Source organism: Streptococcus oralis (genome assembly GCF_002386345.1).
Taxonomy (GTDB): domain Bacteria; phylum Bacillota; class Bacilli; order Lactobacillales; family Streptococcaceae; genus Streptococcus; species Streptococcus oralis_S.
In genome coordinates this window covers 1489914-1506239 of sequence record NZ_CP023507.1, presented here as the reverse complement: position 1 = coordinate 1506239, position 16326 = coordinate 1489914, and the positions used below count along the sequence as shown (strand labels likewise).

Annotated in this window: 18 protein-coding genes; 15 read left to right on the top strand and 3 right to left on the bottom strand. The window is 42.7% G+C overall.

The features are described from left to right. Nucleotides 1–9 precede the first annotated feature (9 nt). Entirely contained in the window at nt 10–1074 is a 1065-nt protein-coding gene (locus CO686_RS07475; RefSeq protein WP_096753679.1) for an acyl-CoA dehydrogenase family protein, read from the top strand. Between the two features lie 107 nt (nt 1075–1181). Further along, on the top strand, nt 1182–2081 hold the full coding sequence (locus CO686_RS07470; protein ID WP_042902840.1) for a TDT family transporter: 900 nt from the start codon (nt 1182–1184) through the stop codon (nt 2079–2081). A 23-nt stretch (nt 2082–2104) separates the two neighbouring features. Here CO686_RS07470 and serS read toward each other — a convergent pair whose 3' ends face one another. From serS to CO686_RS07455, 3 genes are all read right to left on the bottom strand, one after another. Beyond that, complete coding sequence (gene serS / locus CO686_RS07465) at nt 2105–3379, bottom strand: serine--tRNA ligase (protein WP_049519407.1); 1275 nt, start codon at nt 3377–3379, stop codon at nt 2105–2107. 213 nt (nt 3380–3592) lie between these two features. Then, a complete protein-coding gene (locus CO686_RS07460; protein WP_049519405.1) occupies nt 3593–3964 on the bottom strand; it encodes a DUF956 family protein in 372 nt (123 codons plus the stop codon). 2 nt (nt 3965–3966) lie between these two features. Beyond that, on the bottom strand, nt 3967–5331 hold the full coding sequence (locus CO686_RS07455) for an aspartate kinase (RefSeq protein WP_000869634.1): 1365 nt from the start codon (nt 5329–5331) through the stop codon (nt 3967–3969). 282 nt (nt 5332–5613) lie between these two features. On the opposite strand from CO686_RS07455, the gene CO686_RS07450 reads away from it, so the two are divergent. From CO686_RS07450 to CO686_RS07390, 13 genes are all read left to right on the top strand, one after another. Continuing rightward, complete coding sequence (locus tag CO686_RS07450; protein WP_001015588.1) at nt 5614–6399, top strand: enoyl-CoA hydratase; 786 nt, start codon at nt 5614–5616, stop codon at nt 6397–6399. A 90-nt stretch (nt 6400–6489) separates the two neighbouring features. Further along, nucleotides 6490–6924: a fatty acid biosynthesis transcriptional regulator FabT gene (fabT, locus tag CO686_RS07445; RefSeq protein WP_049519401.1), complete on the top strand. Its 435-nt coding sequence runs from the start codon at nt 6490–6492 to the stop codon at nt 6922–6924. Next, entirely contained in the window at nt 6924–7898 is a 975-nt protein-coding gene (locus CO686_RS07440; RefSeq protein ID WP_049519399.1) for a beta-ketoacyl-ACP synthase III, read from the top strand. Before fabT ends, CO686_RS07440 begins: the two co-directional genes overlap by 1 nt. 57 nt (nt 7899–7955) lie before the next feature. Beyond that, nucleotides 7956–8180, top strand: a complete 225-nt coding sequence (locus CO686_RS07435; protein ID WP_096753678.1) for an acyl carrier protein — start codon at nt 7956–7958, stop codon at nt 8178–8180. 117 nt (nt 8181–8297) lie between these two features. Further along, complete coding sequence (fabK, locus tag CO686_RS07430) at nt 8298–9272, top strand: enoyl-[acyl-carrier-protein] reductase FabK (RefSeq protein WP_000857452.1); 975 nt, start codon at nt 8298–8300, stop codon at nt 9270–9272. Beyond that, nucleotides 9265–10185 carry an ACP S-malonyltransferase gene (gene fabD / locus CO686_RS07425; RefSeq protein ID WP_049519398.1) on the top strand — a complete coding sequence of 307 codons (921 nt, stop codon included), beginning with the start codon at nt 9265–9267 and terminating at the stop codon, nt 10183–10185. Before fabK ends, fabD begins: the two co-directional genes overlap by 8 nt. A 45-nt stretch (nt 10186–10230) precedes the next feature. Continuing rightward, complete coding sequence (gene fabG / locus CO686_RS07420; RefSeq protein WP_033583751.1) at nt 10231–10962, top strand: 3-oxoacyl-[acyl-carrier-protein] reductase; 732 nt, start codon at nt 10231–10233, stop codon at nt 10960–10962. 28 nt (nt 10963–10990) lie between these two features. After that, nucleotides 10991–12226: a beta-ketoacyl-ACP synthase II gene (gene fabF / locus CO686_RS07415; protein WP_000774052.1), complete on the top strand. Its 1236-nt coding sequence runs from the start codon at nt 10991–10993 to the stop codon at nt 12224–12226. Nucleotides 12227–12228: 2 nt separating this feature from the next. Beyond that, complete coding sequence (accB, locus tag CO686_RS07410; protein ID WP_033583749.1) at nt 12229–12717, top strand: acetyl-CoA carboxylase biotin carboxyl carrier protein; 489 nt, start codon at nt 12229–12231, stop codon at nt 12715–12717. Beyond that, nucleotides 12714–13136, top strand: coding sequence for a 3-hydroxyacyl-ACP dehydratase FabZ (gene fabZ / locus CO686_RS07405; protein WP_000565515.1), 423 nt, complete (start codon nt 12714–12716; stop codon nt 13134–13136). The genes accB and fabZ overlap by 4 nt, the downstream gene beginning before the upstream one ends. An 11-nt stretch (nt 13137–13147) precedes the next feature. Beyond that, complete coding sequence (gene accC / locus CO686_RS07400; protein WP_000488663.1) at nt 13148–14515, top strand: acetyl-CoA carboxylase biotin carboxylase subunit; 1368 nt, start codon at nt 13148–13150, stop codon at nt 14513–14515. A 35-nt stretch (nt 14516–14550) separates the two neighbouring features. Next, nucleotides 14551–15417 (top strand): acetyl-CoA carboxylase, carboxyltransferase subunit beta, encoded by an 867-nt coding sequence (accD, locus tag CO686_RS07395; protein WP_049550249.1) that lies wholly within the window; start codon nt 14551–14553, stop codon nt 15415–15417. Then, complete coding sequence (locus tag CO686_RS07390) at nt 15414–16181, top strand: acetyl-CoA carboxylase carboxyl transferase subunit alpha (protein ID WP_033583746.1); 768 nt, start codon at nt 15414–15416, stop codon at nt 16179–16181. The genes accD and CO686_RS07390 overlap by 4 nt, the downstream gene beginning before the upstream one ends. Nucleotides 16182–16326: the final 145 nt, after the last annotated feature.

The window sequence follows — 16326 nt, the reverse complement described above, 5'->3', positions numbered from 1 at the left end:
GGAAAGAGTATGGGATTTTTTTCCGAAGAGTTTTTGAGCTGGTTAGACCAGCATGCTGATGAAATTGATAAACAGTCTTGTGAGGCTGGAGAGCAACTGATTGAAAGGATTGCAGCAGAAGGAGCTTTTCGTGTAGGTGTTCCAGAATCTCTCGGCGGTTCAGACGGAAGTGATCAAGATGTCATTGATATCCTAGCAGAGCTCGCTCAACATTCCTTGACGGCCTCCTTTATTTCTTGGGGACAACGCACCCTAATTGACAATATTATCCATTCAGAGAATTCCTATTTGAAAGAAAACTATCTGGAAAAACTCTTGTCTGGTGAATATGCAGGCGCAACTGCTCTGTCTAATGCGGTCAAGTATTTATCTGATTTAGAAGAGCTGAATGTTTATATCGTCGAAGAAAATGGACAATTTTATCTAAAAGGGCGACTGCCATGGGTAACCAATGCCCGTAGAAATCGTTTTTTAACCATTTTTGTAGCAGGATTTGCAGATGATCCAAGTAAAAGTTATGTGGTGGCTGTGCCATCAGATGCAGAGAATTTTAGTCGTTCGGAAGACTTAGAATTCGTTTCTCTTCAGGGAGGAAACACGGTTGCTTTGACATTTAATCGGGCTCCTTTAAAAGAAGAGTGGATTCTATCCAAGAATGCTAAAGAATTTTTAACTCAAAATCGTCCCGCTTTTTTAGGTTACCAATTTGGTTTAGCCTTTGGTTTAGCTGAACGTTCTCTATCAGAAGTAGAAAAAGAATTGGGGAAACGAAGTGTATTAACAGATGAGTGGAAGTATCAGGTAGAGCAGTTAGGTGTTATTCGGAAGGCTCTTTATCAGGGATTGGCTGACCGTTCCTATTTCGTTACCAATCCGCGTGAACTCTTTCAGTTAAGAATAGATATTGTGGATGTGGTTGCTCAGAGTCTGCTATTAGAGTTACAAGCTGGTGGAGGTAGAGGTTACTTTAGCAAATCAACATCTGGCTTTATCCGTCGTTGGAATGAAGGAGCCTTTCTTCCAATTGTTTCTCCAAGCGCTGTTCAGTTGCGCCATATCTTAGCAACGAGTTAAAAAAAAGTAGAATAAAAACGAAGTTTGAATTTCCAACTTCGTTTTTTAAGTCCTCATTTAAGCGCTTTTATGCTATACTAATAATAACATGATTATTGGAGGATCGGATGAAAAAGCTCCCCTTGGTATTCTCTGGCTGTTTATTAGGTTTAGCAGGTGCAGGAAATCTGATTGCAGATACTTGGCCAGTTCTGTCGCATTTATTGAGTCTGACTGGTTTGGTGCTGTGGATTTTCTTTCTGATTCTTCATCTTTTTAGTTGGGAAGAAACCAAGAAAGAATTGACTAAGCCCCCTCTTTTATCTGGGATGGCCACTTTTCCTATGGCTGGGATGATTTTATCGACCTATGTCTTTCGCGTGTTCCCTGCTCTTCCTATAGTAGCACAAGGGATCTGGTGGTTTTCCTTTCTCTTGGATTTGGCTTTGATTGCTACTTTTACCATCAAATTTGCCTGTCCAGGTCGGAAGGTCAATGCGACTCCAAGCTGGACGGTGCTCTATGTGGGGATAGCAGTAGCGGCCTTGACCTATCCTCTGGTAGGCATTATTGAGATTGCCTATGCGACCTTGAGTTTTGGTTTTGTCTTGACCTTCTATCTCTATCCCCTTATTTATAGCGATTTAAAGAAATCTCCACTCCCAGTGGCCTTGCTTGGACAGGAAGGAATCTACTGTGCTCCCTTTTCCCTACTCTTAGCTTCTCTAGTTCGAGTTGGAGGAGCAGGCCTACCGACTTGGCTCTTGATTGTCATGATTTTGGCATCTCAATCCTTCTTTTTCTTTGTTTTGACTCGCCTGCCCAATATTTTAAAACAAGGCTTTCAACCAGCCTTCTCAGCCCTCACCTTCCCAACCATTATCACAGCTACCTCGCTCAAGATGGCTCAGGGAATTTTGAAACTTCCATTTCTGGATTATCTGGTCTTGGCTGAAACCGTTATTTGCCTCACTATTTTATTCTTTGTCTTGGGTGCTTATCTGATTTGGTTACGAAAAAAGGTCTAGCTAGAAATAGCTAGGCCTTATTTTTATGGTTTGATAACTTCAGCGCCACCCATGTATGGACGAAGTGCTTCTGGAATAGTTACAGAACCATCTGCATTTTGATAGTTCTCAAGAATAGCAGCAACCGTACGTCCAACTGCAAGTCCAGAACCGTTCAAGGTGTGAAGGAGTTTAACCTTGCCATCGGCTTCATCACGGTAACGGATTTGGGCACGACGGGCTTGGAAATCTTCTGTATTTGAACAGCTTGAGATTTCACGATAGGTATTTTGTGCTGGAATCCAAACTTCCAAGTCATAAGTCTTGGCAGCTGAGAAGCCCATATCCCCAGTAGAGAGGGCAACGACACGGTATGGAAGGTTGAGTTTTTGAAGGATGTTTTCAGCGTTTGCTGTCATTTTTTCCAATTCTTCGTATGATTCTTCTGGTTTGGCAAATTTGACCATTTCAACCTTGTGGAATTGGTGCAGACGAATCAAACCACGTGTATCACGACCAGCAGAACCAGCCTCAGAACGGAATGATGGACTCATAGCGGTAAAGTAGATTGGTAGGTCTTTACCGTCAAGGATTTCATCACGGTAGTAGTTTGTCAGAGGCACTTCAGCCGTAGGAATAAGGACATAATTAGTGTCTTTCAATTCAAAAGTATCATCCTTAAATTTTGGATAATTTCCGGTACCAAACATAGAATCATGGTTAACCATGTAAGGTGTGATGACTTCCGTATAGCCTTCCTTGCCATGCTCATCCAACATGAAGTTGTAGATAGCACGTTCCAAACGAGCACCGAGTCCTTTATAGAAGAGGAAGCGAGCGCCTGTTACTTTACCGCCACGTTCCCAGTCAAGGATACCCAAGTCTTCACCAAGATCCCAGTGAGCTTTTGGTTCGAAGTCAAACTCGCGCGGAGTCCCCCAACGACGGACTTCCACATTGTCATCTTCATCAGCTCCAACAGGAACGCTGTCGGCAGGGATGTTTGGAAGAGTAGTGGTAAATTCTGTCAATTTAGCATCGATGTCCGCCAATTCAGCATCCAAGGCTTTGACTTCAGCAGATAGGGTTTGCATTGCAGCAATCTTGTCATCGGCATTTTCCTTGTTACGCTTAGCTTGGGCAATCTCAGCAGAAACTGTGTTACGTTCTGCTTTTAGAGTTTCAACCTTGACCAAGATGTCACGACGTTTAGCATCGATATCTTTCATCTCATTTAAGACAGCAGCATCTACACCACGTGTAGCTAATTTTTCAGCAACAGCATCAAAATCTGTGCGAATACGTTTAATATCTAACATAAGAACTCCTTTATGAAAAAAGCACACCTGACAAAGCGTTGGAGTGGCAGGGCCACGGTTCCATCCAACTTCACAGGTGTGCACTTGATTGTGTATGTAATTGTTACTAACGGTAGAATTTCACCTATCCCTCCTATCTGCTCGCAGCACCCGCAGACTTTCTGAAAGAAGGAGATAACCTACTTATCCGTTGCTATGATTATACTAAAGTTTCTACTTTTTTGCAAATAGATTTTTAAGTTTTTGTCCAATGGTCTGGAGTAGAGTCGGAAGTTTCACAACCTTATCGTTTCCTAATTTTTCACGAGCGATTTTGAGGATAGTCCCAGAGTCTTTTGAGGCAAAGAGGAATTTTCCTTGATCAGTGAAGACTTCAAAGTGACGGCTGATTTTGCGGCCACTTACGTTGGCTCCGATTTGTTGAATGCTGGACCAAGGGATTTGGATATATTGTTCGACATTGACATCAGGATAAAACTCTAAGGCTTGATCACCAACTAGAAATTTTCCAACTTTTCCAGAGATAGAGAGGTAAGATGTCCCAGTAGTTTGGAGGTCAATGACTTGATTGAGTGATTGGGCCATGATTAGTCTTCCTTACTTTCACCGAAAAAGGCATGATAGAGAGCCTTGATAGCTGCTTTTTCTTGCTCTTTATTGACAACAAACATGATGGAAACTTCACTTGAACCTTGGGACATCATCTGGATGTTGATTTTATTCTCAGACAAAGCACGTGTTGCAGTAGCAGTTACCCCGATATGGCTCTTCATCTTTTCTCCAACAATCATAATGATGGAAAGGTCATGTTCGATTTCAGCATGGTCCACTTCTGCCTTTTGAACGAGTTGACGTAGAATTTCTTCTTCTTTGATAGGAGTCAATTCGCGGGAGCGGAGGATGATTGAAAGATCGTCGATACCTGTAGGCATGTGTTCCCAACCGATGTTGAGGTCCTCAAGGATTTGCAGAACCTTGCGACCAAACCCGACTTCGCGGTTCATGAGGTATTTTGACATGTTGATGCTGACGAATCCTGAGTCACCCGCAATCCCTACTACTGGGAATTTATCACTACTGTGTTCTAAAACAATGCGTGTTCCTGGGTGGTCAGGGTTGTTGGTATTCTTGATGACAAGAGGAATTTTTCCTCGGTAGGCAGGAAGAAGGGCTTCGTCATGAAGAACTGAAAATCCAGCGTAAGCCAACTCACGCATTTCACGGTAGGTTAATTCAGGAATGGAGTGTGGTTGGTGGATAATACCAGGATGGGCAGCAAAGATACCATCTACGTCTGTAAAGTTCTCATAGAGATCAGCCTTAACACCTGCTGCAATGATAGAACCTGTGATATCTGAACCTCCACGTGAAAAAGTACAGATTTGATTTTCCTTAGTCACACCAAAGAAACCAGGGATGACAAGGACTTCGTTGCTATCAGCCAAGCCTTCAATCTTATCATAACTAGATGGAATGATACGTGCGTTTCCAGGTTCACTTGTGACAACGATCCCAGCTTCTCTTGGGTGAACATAGCGTGCATCGATACCGTTTTGGTTAAAGTAGGCTGCAATCAATTTGGCATTGTTATTTTCTCCAGCCGCTAGGAAGGTATCATAGAGAAATTCATTGTCCTCTATAGGAAGAGTTGCCAAGGCCCGAATACTTTTAGAGATTTTTTCTAAAACAGCAGGTTTTAACCCAAGTTCACTAACCATAGCGGCATAACGGTCAATGATCCAGCTTTGGCTAGCACTGATGTCATTTCCAGCCACATAGTCGCGATAGTATTTAATCAAGGCATCAGTTACCTTGGTATCTTCAGCATTGCGTTTGCCGGGTGCAGAAACGACTACAAAACGGCGTTCTTTATCACTTTTAACGATGTTTAAGACTTTTTCTAACTGACCAGCAGAGGCAAGCGAGCTTCCGCCAAATTTTACAACCTTCATAAGGACTCCTCAAGTAAGTATTTTATACGATTATAGCAGAAAGAGGGGCATTTTTCAATGAAGAAAATAACTTCCTATTATAATAGAAGAAAACACTAACTTATTTTGAAAAGCGATAACCGTTTAAAAGTAAGGGTGTCAAATTTTACTCACACTCATAAATGATGGGTAAATAATCAGCTGAGACACTTTCCTTTAGTTTTTCCTTGCCTCTTTATCCAAAAAAAGGTATACTTTGATGATAAAACAATTTTATTGCCTTACAAAATAAAAGGAGAAGCTATGAATCATATCTTATATCAGATCGTAGATGATCTGGCTATCATTACTTTGAATCGTCCCGAAGTGGCAAATGGTTTCCATATCCCAATGTGTGAGGAAATTTTAGAAGCTTTGACTCTAGCGGAGCAGGATCAAGCTGTGCAGTTCATCTTGATTAATGCGAATGGGAAGGTCTTTTCAGTTGGAGGAGACTTGGTTGAGATGAAACGCGCAGTAGACGAAGATGATATCCCTTCTTTGAATAAGATTGCAGAATTAGTCAATACAATTTCTTTTAAAATCAAGCAAATTCCTAAACCTGTTTTGATGGAGGTAGATGGAGCGGTTGCTGGTGCTGCAGCAAATATGGCAGTAGCAGTTGATTTCTGTTTAGCGACTGACAAGGCAAAATTCATTCAAGCCTTTGTCGGAGTTGGATTGGCGCCAGACGCTGGTGGGATTCATCTCTTGAGTCGTAGTATCGGGGTAACACGGGCTGCACAGCTTGCCATGACAGGTGAAGCTTTGACTGCTGAAAAAGCGCTAGAATGGGGCGTGGTATACCGTGTTTGTGAAGTTGACAAATTAGAAAAAACAAGAGAACAAGTTCTGAAAAAATTAAGAAGAGGTTCAGCAAACTCATACGCAGCGATTAAAAAGTTAGTTTGGGAAAGTCAATTCAAGGATTGGCAGAATTATGCCGAATTAGAATTGAAACTACAAGAATCGTTATCTCTAACTGAAGATTTCAAAGAAGGGGTTCGAGCGCATTCTGAAAGAAGAAGACCAAAATTTACAGGAATGTGAAAAAATACTTGCACAATTTTTTGAAGTTTGTTATACTTCTTTTATCAAATGTTTTGATTGTAAAAGTTTTTTGAGGGGGAGGGAAACGATTTGGACTACCAACAAGTAAATGATTATCTAACATCTATTTTTAATAACGTCCTTGTGATTGAGGAGGTTAGCTTACGAGGTAGTCGATTCAAAGACATCTCCATCAAAGAAATGCACACGATCGATGTGATTGGGAAGTTCCCGGAGGTAACACCAAGTAAGGTTTCAAAGGAACTGATGGTAACTCTTGGGACAGTGACGACGAGTTTGAATAACCTGGAGAGAAAAGGTTATATTGAGCGTATTCGTTCTGACCAAGACCGTCGAGTGGTCTATCTGCATTTGACAAAGAAAGGTCGTTTGGTTCACCGCCTTCATAAACGGTTCCACAAGGCTATGGTCGAAAAAATCATCGATGGCATGAGCCCTGAGGAAAAAGAAGTCATGGGCAGAGGCTTAACGAACCTTTATCAATTTTTGGAGGATTTGAAATAATGGCTTTTGCAAAAATAAGCCAGGTTACTCATTATGTTCCAGAGCAAGTGGTCACTAATCATGACTTAGCCCAAATCATGGACACAAGCGATGAGTGGATTTCAAGTCGGACAGGAATTAAACAGAGACATATCTCAAAATCAGAGTCTACCAGTGATTTGGCGACAGAAGTAGCTAAGAGCTTGTTGGCTAAAGGGAGCTTAACAGCGGATCAGATTGATTTTATCATTGTAGCGACGATTACCCCAGACTCGATGATGCCTTCCACAGCAGCTCGAGTTCAGGCAAATATCGGAGCGCACAGAGCTTTCGCCTTTGATCTGACAGCAGCTTGCAGTGGTTTTGTATTCGCTCTTTCAACTGCAGAAAAATTTTTAAGTTCTGGACAGTTCAAAAAAGGGATTGTTATCGGGGCTGAGACCTTATCCAAGGCAGTTGACTGGTCAGATCGTTCAACAGCTGTTCTCTTTGGGGATGGTGCTGGTGGGGTTCTCTTGGAAGCGAGCGAAACACGTCACTTCCTTGTGGAAAGTCTCTATACGGATGGCTCTCGGAGCGAGTGTTTGACCTATGGTCAAACGGCTTTGGCTTCTCCTTTCTCAGATCAAGAAGCAGTTCCTGCTTTTTTGAAGATGGATGGACGAGCAGTTTTTGATTTTGCAAATCGTGATGTTGCTAGGTCGATCAAAGAAACCATTGAAAATGGTCCAATTGCAGCATCGGAATTGGATTATCTCTTGCTTCATCAGGCAAATATCCGCATTTTGGATAAGATGGCTAAGAAGATCGGTGTAGACCGACACAAGCTTCCTGCCAATATGATGGAGTATGGAAATACCAGTGCAGCAAGTATCCCGATTTTGCTCTCAGAGTGTGTGGAGAATGGCATGATTCGTTTAGATGGTAGCCAGACGATTCTCCTATCAGGCTTCGGTGGAGGTTTGACATGGGGCACACTCATTCTTACAATCTAGGTAATCATGTGGTAAACACATAGTTATAAATTTTTTATATTTTAAAGGAGTCCTATCATGGCAGTATTTGAAAAAGTACAAGAAATTATCGTTGAAGAACTTGGGAAAGACGCATCAGAAGTAACACTTGAATCTACTTTTGATGATTTGGATGCAGATTCATTGGACTTGTTCCAAGTAATCTTTGAAATCGAAGATGCTTTCGATATCCAAATCGAAGCAGAAGATAACTTGAAAACAGTTGGTGACTTGGTTGCCTACGTTGAAGAGCAAACAAAATAATTAACATATTACTAGAAGGAGTAGGGGAAACCCACTCCCTCTTGTTTAGGTAATAGTTTGAAACTCAAATGATAAACTCATCGAACTATTACGTAAGCAAGGAATGATGGAGGCACTATGAAAACACGTATTACAGAATTATTGAACATTGATTATCCTATTTTTCAAGGAGGAATGGCCTGGGTTGCGGATGGTGACTTGGCTGGTGCAGTATCAAAAGCTGGTGGTCTAGGGATCATCGGTGGTGGGAATGCACCTAAAGAGGTCGTAAAGGCTAATATCGATAAAATCAAATCACTTACGGACAAACCTTTTGGTGTTAACATCATGCTCTTGTCACCTTTTGTAGAAGACATCGTTGATCTCGTGATTGAAGAAGGGGTCAAGGTGGTGACAACTGGTGCAGGAAATCCAAGTAAATATATGACTCGTTTCCATGATGCAGGAATTACAGTTATTCCTGTTGTTCCAAGTGTTGCTTTGGCAAAACGCATGGAAAAAATTGGTGCAGATGCAGTTATTGCAGAGGGGATGGAAGCCGGTGGACATATTGGTAAATTAACAACGATGACCTTGGTTCGCCAAGTTGCTGCAGCTGTTTCAATTCCAGTTATCGCAGCTGGAGGAATTGCGGACGGTGAAGGTGTCGCTGCAGGCTTTATGCTTGGTGCTGAGGCCGTTCAAGTTGGTACGCGTTTCGTAGTAGCTAAGGAATCTAACGCCCATCCAAAATACAAGGAAAAAATCTTGAAAGCGCGTGATATCGATACGACTATTTCAGCTCAGCACTTTGGACATGCTGTTCGTGCCATTAAAAACCAATTGACACGTGACTTTGAGCAGGCTGAAAAAGATGCCTTTAAACAAGAAAATCCAGATTTAGAAATCTTTGAACAAATGGGAGCTGGTGCTCTAGCTAAAGCCGTTGTTCATGGAGATGTAGAAGGTGGATCTGTCATGGCAGGTCAGATCGCTGGTTTGGTTTCTAAAGAGGAAACTGTCGAAGAAATTCTAAAAGATCTATACTATGGCGCAGCCAAAAAAATTCAAGAAGAAGCCTCTCGTTGGGCAGGAGTTGTAAGAAATGACTAAAACAGCCTTTCTATTTGCGGGTCAAGGTGCTCAGTATCTAGGAATGGGGCGTGATCTCTATGATCGTTACCCTATCGTCAAGGAAACAATTGACCAAGCCAGTCAGGTTTTGGGTTATGACCTTCGTGACTTGATCGATAAGGAAGAAACCAAGTTAAACCAGACTCGCTATACGCAGCCAGCTATTTTAGCGACTTCGGTAGCTATTTACCGACTATTAAAAGAAAAGGGTTATCAGCCGGATATGGTGGCAGGACTGTCTCTTGGGGAATATTCTGCTCTTGTAGCAAGTGGTGCCTTGGACTTTGAGGCTGCAGTTGCCTTGGTTGCTAAACGTGGTGCTTATATGGAAGAGGCTGCACCTGCAGGCTCTGGGAAGATGGTTGCCGTTCTTAATACTCCAGTTGAAGTAATTGAGGAAGCTTGTGAAACAGCCTCTAAAGTTGGAGAAGTGACTCCAGCTAACTACAACACCCCAAGCCAAATCGTTATCGGTGGTGAGGTGGCTGCAGTTGACCGCGCAGTTGAACTCTTGCAGGAAGCAGGAGCAAAACGATTGATTCCTTTAAATGTATCTGGTCCTTTCCATACAGCCCTTCTTGAGCCAGCCAGTCAGCAACTAGCTGGAGCTCTTGAGGGAGTGAGTTTCTCAGATTTTACTTGCCCTCTAGTCGGCAATACGGAAGCTACTGTTATGGAAAAAGATCGAATCCAAGAGCTCTTGACGCGTCAGGTGAAAGAACCTGTTCGTTTTTATGAAAGTATTGCTGTGATGCAGGATGCTGGTGTGACCAATTTTATTGAAATTGGTCCAGGGAAAGTCCTGTCAGGCTTTGTCAAAAAAATCGATAAAACAGCTAAGCTAGCTAACGTTGAAGACCAAGCAAGCTTGGGTGCTTTGTTAGGAAACTAATGATCCCTTCTCCCACAAAATACAACAGGAAATAGGAGAGATAGAATGCAACTTACAAACAAAAATGTCTTTGTAACAGGTTCAAGTCGTGGTATCGGACTTGCCATTGCTCACAAATTTGCCCAACTAGGCGCTAATGTAGTCTTGAATAGTCGAGGAGCAATCTCAGAAGAATTGCTAGCTGAGTTTTCAAACTATGGTGTCAAAGTAGTACCGATTTCAGGTGATGTTTCAGACTTTGCAGATGCCAAGCGTATGGTAGATCAAGCGATTACAGAACTCGGTTCTGTTGATGTCTTGGTCAACAATGCTGGGATCACTCAAGATACGCTTATGCTCAAGATGACCGAAGAAGACTTTGAAAAAGTGATTAAGATCAACTTGACAGGTGCCTTCAACATGACGCAAGCAGTCTTGAAACAGATGATCAAGGCACGTGAAGGTGCGATTATCAACATGTCTAGTGTGGTCGGTTTGATGGGAAATATCGGACAAGCCAACTATGCAGCTTCTAAAGCAGGCTTGATTGGTTTTACCAAGTCAGTTGCACGTGAAGTTGCCAATCGCAACGTACGCGTAAATGCTCTTGCACCAGGGATGATTGAGTCAGATATGACTGCTGTTTTATCTGATAAGGTCAAGGAAGCGACATTGGCCCAAATCCCAATGAAACATTTTGGTCAAGCAGAACATATCGCAGATGCTACAGTGTTCCTGGCTGGACAGGATTATTTGACTGGACAAGTTCTCGCTGTTGATGGCGGACTTAGCATGTAAAAAATAAGGAAAGATATAGGTAAGACAGATGAAACTAAATCGAGTTGTAGTAACAGGTTACGGATTGACCTCTCCTATCGGAAATACTCCAGAAGAATTTTGGAACAGTTTGCAAACTGGAAAAATTGGAATTGGAGAAATCACTAAATTTGACCACAGCGAATTTGCTGTGCACAATGCAGCAGAAGTCCAAGATTTCCCATTTGATAAATACTTTGTTAAAAAAGATACCAACCGTTTTGACAACTATTCTTTGTATGCCTTGTATGCGGCTCAAGAAGCAGTGACGAATGCAAATCTTGATGTAGAAGCAATTGATAAGGATCGCTTTGGTGTCATCGTGGCTTCTGGTATTGGGGGAATTAAAGAAATCGAAGATCAGGTTATCCGTCTTCATGAAAAAGGTCCAAAACGTGTTAAACCAATGACACTTCCAAAAGCCTTGCCAAATATGGCTTCAGGAAATGTTGCCATGCGTTTCGGAGCAAATGGTATCTGTAAATCAATCAATACAGCCTGTGCCTCATCAAACGATGCCATTGGGGATGCCTTCCGTTCCATCAAGTTTGGTTTCCAAGATGTCATGTTAGTTGGTGGATCAGAATCATCTATTACTCCTTTTGCTATCGCTGGTTTCCAAGCATTGACTGCCCTATCAACTACAGAGGATCCAACTCGTGCTTCTATCCCATTTGACAAAGATCGTAATGGTTTTGTGATGGGAGAAGGTTCAGGTATGTTGGTTCTTGAAAGTCTTGAACATGCTGAAAAACGTGGCGCAACTATCTTGGCTGAAGTAGTTGGCTACGGTAATACCTGTGATGCTTACCATATGACTTCACCTCATCCAGAGGGTCAAGGTGCGATTAAGGCTATGAAATTGGCTTTGGAAGAAGCAGAAATTTCTCCAGAGCAAGTAGCATATGTCAATGCCCACGGAACTTCAACTCCTGCTAATGAAAAAGGAGAAAGTGGAGCGATCGTAGCTGTTCTTGGTAAAGAAGTACCTGTATCTTCAACCAAGTCCTTTACAGGACACTTACTTGGTGCTGCAGGAGCAGTAGAAGCCATCGCTACCATCGAAGCCATGCGTCATAACTATGTACCAATGACCGCTGGAACAAGTGAGTTATCAGACTATATCGAAGCGAATGTCGTTTATGGACAAGGCTTGGAGCAAGAAATCCCTTATGCTATTTCAAACACTTTTGGTTTTGGTGGACACAATGCGGTTCTTGCTTTCAAACGTTGGGAGAATAAATAATTATGAATTTAAATGAAATCAAGGACTTGATGGCTCAATTTGACCAATCAAGTTTGAGAGAATTTTCTTATAAAAATGGAACGGACGAATTGCAGTTCAGTAAGAATGAAGTAAGAATGGCTTCTGAAGCACCAGCTCAAGTTGCTCCAGTGCCAACTGCAGTAGCTGCAAGTCCAGTAGTTTCGGCCCCTTCAACTCCAGTAGAGAGTGCAGTGGAAGAAGCTCCAGCACCAGCTGAAACGTCGGTTGCTCCAGAGGGTGATGTCGTTGAAAGTCCACTTGTAGGGGTGGCTTACTTGGCTGCTGGACCAGATAAACCTGCCTTTGTCACAGTCGGAGACAGTGTTAAAAAAGGTCAGACTTTGGTGATTATCGAAGCCATGAAGGTTATGAATGAAATTCCTGCACCTAAGGATGGTGTGGTGACAGAAATTCTCGTTTCAAATGAAGAAATGGTTGAGTTCGGTAAAGGATTGGTACGCATCAAATGATCGATATTCAAGGAATCAAAGAAGCTCTACCCCATCGCTACCCCATGCTCCTAGTGGATCGTGTCTTGGAAGTGAGCGAGGATACCATTGTTGCCATTAAAAATGTCACCATCAACGAACCTTTCTTCAATGGTCATTTTCCACAATACCCAGTTATGCCAGGTGTTCTTATCATGGAAGCCTTGGCTCAGACTGCTGGTGTCTTGGAATTGTCCAAACCTGAAAATAAAGGGAAACTGGTCTTCTACGCTGGAATGGACAAGGTTAAGTTCAAGAAGCAAGTTGTACCAGGTGATCAATTAGTCATGACGGCTACTTTTGTCAAACGTCGTGGTACGATTGCTGTGGTTGAAGCAAAGGCTGAAGTAGATGGTAAGCTTGCAGCGAGTGGTACTCTTACCTTTGCAATTGGAAACTAAGGAGGATCTCCATGTTTCGTAAAATTTTGATTGCCAACCGTGGTGAGATTGCGGTTCGCATTATTCGAGCTGCGCGTGAATTGGGCATTGCGACCGTGGCAGTTTATTCAACTGCTGATAAGGAAGCCCTTCACACACTCCTAGCGGATGAAGCTATCTGTATCGGACCTGGTAAGGCGACAGAATCTTATCTCAATATCAACGCTATTTTGTCTGCTGCAGTCTTGACAGAAGCAGAAGCCATCCACCCAGGTTTTGGTTTTCTTAGCGAAAACTCCAAGTTTGCTACGATGTGTGATGAAGTGGGGATTAAGTTTATCGGCCCTTCTGGGGCTGTAATGGATACCATGGGAGATAAGATCAATGCGCGTGAGCAAATGATCAAGGCTGGAGTTCCAGTTATCCCAGGATCTGATGGTGAAGTTCACACGGCTGAAGAGGCACTTGCAGTTGCAGAAAAAATTGGCTATCCAGTCATGCTTAAGGCATCGGCAGGTGGTGGTGGAAAAGGGATTCGTAAGGTTGAAAAGGCAGAAGACTTGGTCGCAGCCTTTGAAACAGCATCCAGCGAAGCCAAGGCCAACTTTGGAAATGGCGCTATGTATCTTGAGCGTGTGATTTATCCAGCTCGCCATATCGAAGTTCAGATTCTTGCGGACCAAGAGGGTCATGTTGTCCATCTTGGTGAACGGGACTGTTCACTCCAACGGAATAACCAAAAGGTCTTAGAAGAAAGCCCATCTATTGCGATTGGCAAAACCCTTCGTCATGAAATTGGTGCTGCAGCCGTTCGTGCAGCAGAGTCTGTAGGCTATGAAAATGCAGGGACGATTGAATTTCTTCTCGATGAAGCCAGTGGCAATTTTTACTTCATGGAAATGAATACTCGTGTGCAAGTTGAACACCCAGTCACAGAGTTTGTTTCAGGTGTTGATATCGTGAAGGAACAGATTCGCATTGCTGCCGGGCAACCTTTACCTTTCAAACAAGAAGATATCGTCCTACGAGGTCATGCTATCGAGTGCCGGATCAATGCGGAAAATCCAGCATTTAACTTTGCTCCAAGCCCAGGAAAAATCACCAACCTCTACCTTCCAAGTGGAGGAGTTGGATTGCGTGTAGACTCTGCAGTCTATCCAGGTTATACCATTCCTCCTTACTATGATAGTATGATTGCTAAAATCATTGTTCATGGGGAGAATCGTTTTGATGCTCTTATGAAGATGCAACGGGCACTTTATGAACTTGATATTGAAGGAGTGCAAACCAATGCAGACTTCCAGTTGGATCTGATTTCAGACCGCCGAGTTATCGCTGGTGATTACGATACTTCCTTCTTGATGGAAACTTTCTTGCCAAAATACCAAGAAAAAGAATAGACTTTCAAACAGTATGAGAACTAAAAGGGGGAGTTATGGCTCTATTTAGTAAAAAGGATAAGTATATTCGGATCAATCCTAACCGTTCCGTAAGGCAGAAACCACAAGCCAAGCCTGAGGTTCCGGATGAACTCTTCTCCCAGTGTCCTGGTTGTAAACACACCATTTACCAAAAGGATCTTGGGAGCGAACGAATTTGTCCCCATTGTAGCTATACTTTCCGTATTTCAGCTCAGGAACGCTTGGATTTGACGATTGATTCTGGTAGCTTTGTGGAGATGTTTACAGGTATTGAAACTCAAGATCCATTAAACTTTCCTGGCTACCAGAAAAAATTGGCTACTATGCGTGAAAAGACAGGTCTGGATGAAGCAGTACTGACTGGTACAGCTAGCATTAAGGGACAAAAAATTGCCCTTGGGATCATGGATTCAAACTTTATCATGGCTTCTATGGGAACCGTTGTGGGTGAAAAAATCACGCGCTTGTTTGAGTATGCAACGGTAGAAAACTTGCCAGTCGTTCTCTTCACAGCTTCTGGTGGAGCCCGTATGCAAGAAGGAATCATGAGCTTGATGCAGATGGCTAAGATTTCTGCGGCAGTTCAACGTCATTCCAAGGCCGGACTTTTTTACCTAACTATTTTAACCGATCCGACAACAGGTGGGGTGACCGCTTCTTTTGCTATGGAAGGTGATATTATCCTAGCGGAGCCACAGAGTTTGGTTGGTTTTGCTGGGCGTCGTGTTATTGAAAATACAGTTCGTGAGACCTTGCCGGATGACTTCCAAAAGGCAGAATTTTTGCTGGAACATGGATTTGTTGATGCAATTGTCAAACGGAGAGAATTGCCTGAAACAATTGCTAAATTAGTAAGATTGCATGGAGGAAGTCGCGGATGAATATTGCAAAAATAGTCAGAGAGGCACGCGAGCAGAGTCGTTTGACAGCACTTGATTTTGCCAATGGAATTTTTGACGAGTTTATCGAATTGCATGGAGATCGCTCTTTCCGAGATGATGGTGCGGTTATCGGTGGAATTGGTTGGTTAGGTGATCAAGCAGTAACTGTCGTTGGTATCCAAAAGGGGAAGAGTCTTCATGACAACCTCAAACGAAATTTTGGGCAACCTCATCCAGAAGGCTATCGTAAGGCCTTGCGCCTGATGAAACAGGCGGAAAAGTTTGGCCGTCCAGTTGTGACCTTTATCAATACGGCGGGTGCTTACCCAGGTGTAGGAGCCGAGGAACGTGGACAAGGTGAAGCAATTGCTCGAAACCTGATGGAAATGAGTGACCTCAAGGTTCCAATCATCGCGATTATTATCGGTGAAGGTGGATCTGGTGGAGCCCTAGCTCTAGCTGTAGCTAACCGTGTATGGATGTTAGAAAACTCAATCTACGCCGTACTTAGCCCTGAAGGATTTGCCTCTATCCTTTGGAAGGATGGAAGTCGTGCTATGGAAGCAGCAGAGTTGATGAAAATCACTTCGCATGAACTTCTAGAAATGGGAATCGTAGACAAGGTAATCTCAGAGGCAGGGTTGTCAAGTAAAGAACTGCTAGCTTGTGTTAAAAATGAATTGCGTGCAGAACTAGATAGGTTGCAAGGATTACCACTCGACCAACTTATTGAAGAACGTTACCAACGCTTTAGAAAATACTAAGAAAATTTAAAAGCTAGAACATTTTGTTCTAGCTATTTTGATAATAGAGCATGGATAAACATGAATACTCTAGATAAATAAGAAAAACAATCAATGGTCTATCCTCTATATTGCCCTAATAGAGAGTTTACCATTAGGAGAGAAA

Coding starts and splice junctions, on each gene's coding strand:
- CO686_RS07435 (WP_096753678.1), top strand. CDS start 7,956: ATGGCAGTATTTGAAAAAGTACAAGAAATTATCGTTGAAGAACTTGGG.
- fabZ (WP_000565515.1), top strand. CDS start 12,714: ATGATCGATATTCAAGGAATCAAAGAAGCTCTACCCCATCGCTACCCC.
- CO686_RS07440 (WP_049519399.1), top strand. CDS start 6,924: ATGGCTTTTGCAAAAATAAGCCAGGTTACTCATTATGTTCCAGAGCAA.
- CO686_RS07470 (WP_042902840.1), top strand. CDS start 1,182: ATGAAAAAGCTCCCCTTGGTATTCTCTGGCTGTTTATTAGGTTTAGCA.
- serS (WP_049519407.1), bottom strand. CDS start 3,379: ATGTTAGATATTAAACGTATTCGCACAGATTTTGATGCTGTTGCTGAA.
- CO686_RS07450 (WP_001015588.1), top strand. CDS start 5,614: ATGAATCATATCTTATATCAGATCGTAGATGATCTGGCTATCATTACT.
- fabF (WP_000774052.1), top strand. CDS start 10,991: ATGAAACTAAATCGAGTTGTAGTAACAGGTTACGGATTGACCTCTCCT.
- accC (WP_000488663.1), top strand. CDS start 13,148: ATGTTTCGTAAAATTTTGATTGCCAACCGTGGTGAGATTGCGGTTCGC.
- CO686_RS07460 (WP_049519405.1), bottom strand. CDS start 3,964: ATGGCCCAATCACTCAATCAAGTCATTGACCTCCAAACTACTGGGACA.
- fabG (WP_033583751.1), top strand. CDS start 10,231: ATGCAACTTACAAACAAAAATGTCTTTGTAACAGGTTCAAGTCGTGGT.
- accD (WP_049550249.1), top strand. CDS start 14,551: ATGGCTCTATTTAGTAAAAAGGATAAGTATATTCGGATCAATCCTAAC.
- CO686_RS07455 (WP_000869634.1), bottom strand. CDS start 5,331: ATGAAGGTTGTAAAATTTGGCGGAAGCTCGCTTGCCTCTGCTGGTCAG.
- fabK (WP_000857452.1), top strand. CDS start 8,298: ATGAAAACACGTATTACAGAATTATTGAACATTGATTATCCTATTTTT.
- accB (WP_033583749.1), top strand. CDS start 12,229: ATGAATTTAAATGAAATCAAGGACTTGATGGCTCAATTTGACCAATCA.
- CO686_RS07475 (WP_096753679.1), top strand. CDS start 10: ATGGGATTTTTTTCCGAAGAGTTTTTGAGCTGGTTAGACCAGCATGCT.
- fabD (WP_049519398.1), top strand. CDS start 9,265: ATGACTAAAACAGCCTTTCTATTTGCGGGTCAAGGTGCTCAGTATCTA.
- CO686_RS07390 (WP_033583746.1), top strand. CDS start 15,414: ATGAATATTGCAAAAATAGTCAGAGAGGCACGCGAGCAGAGTCGTTTG.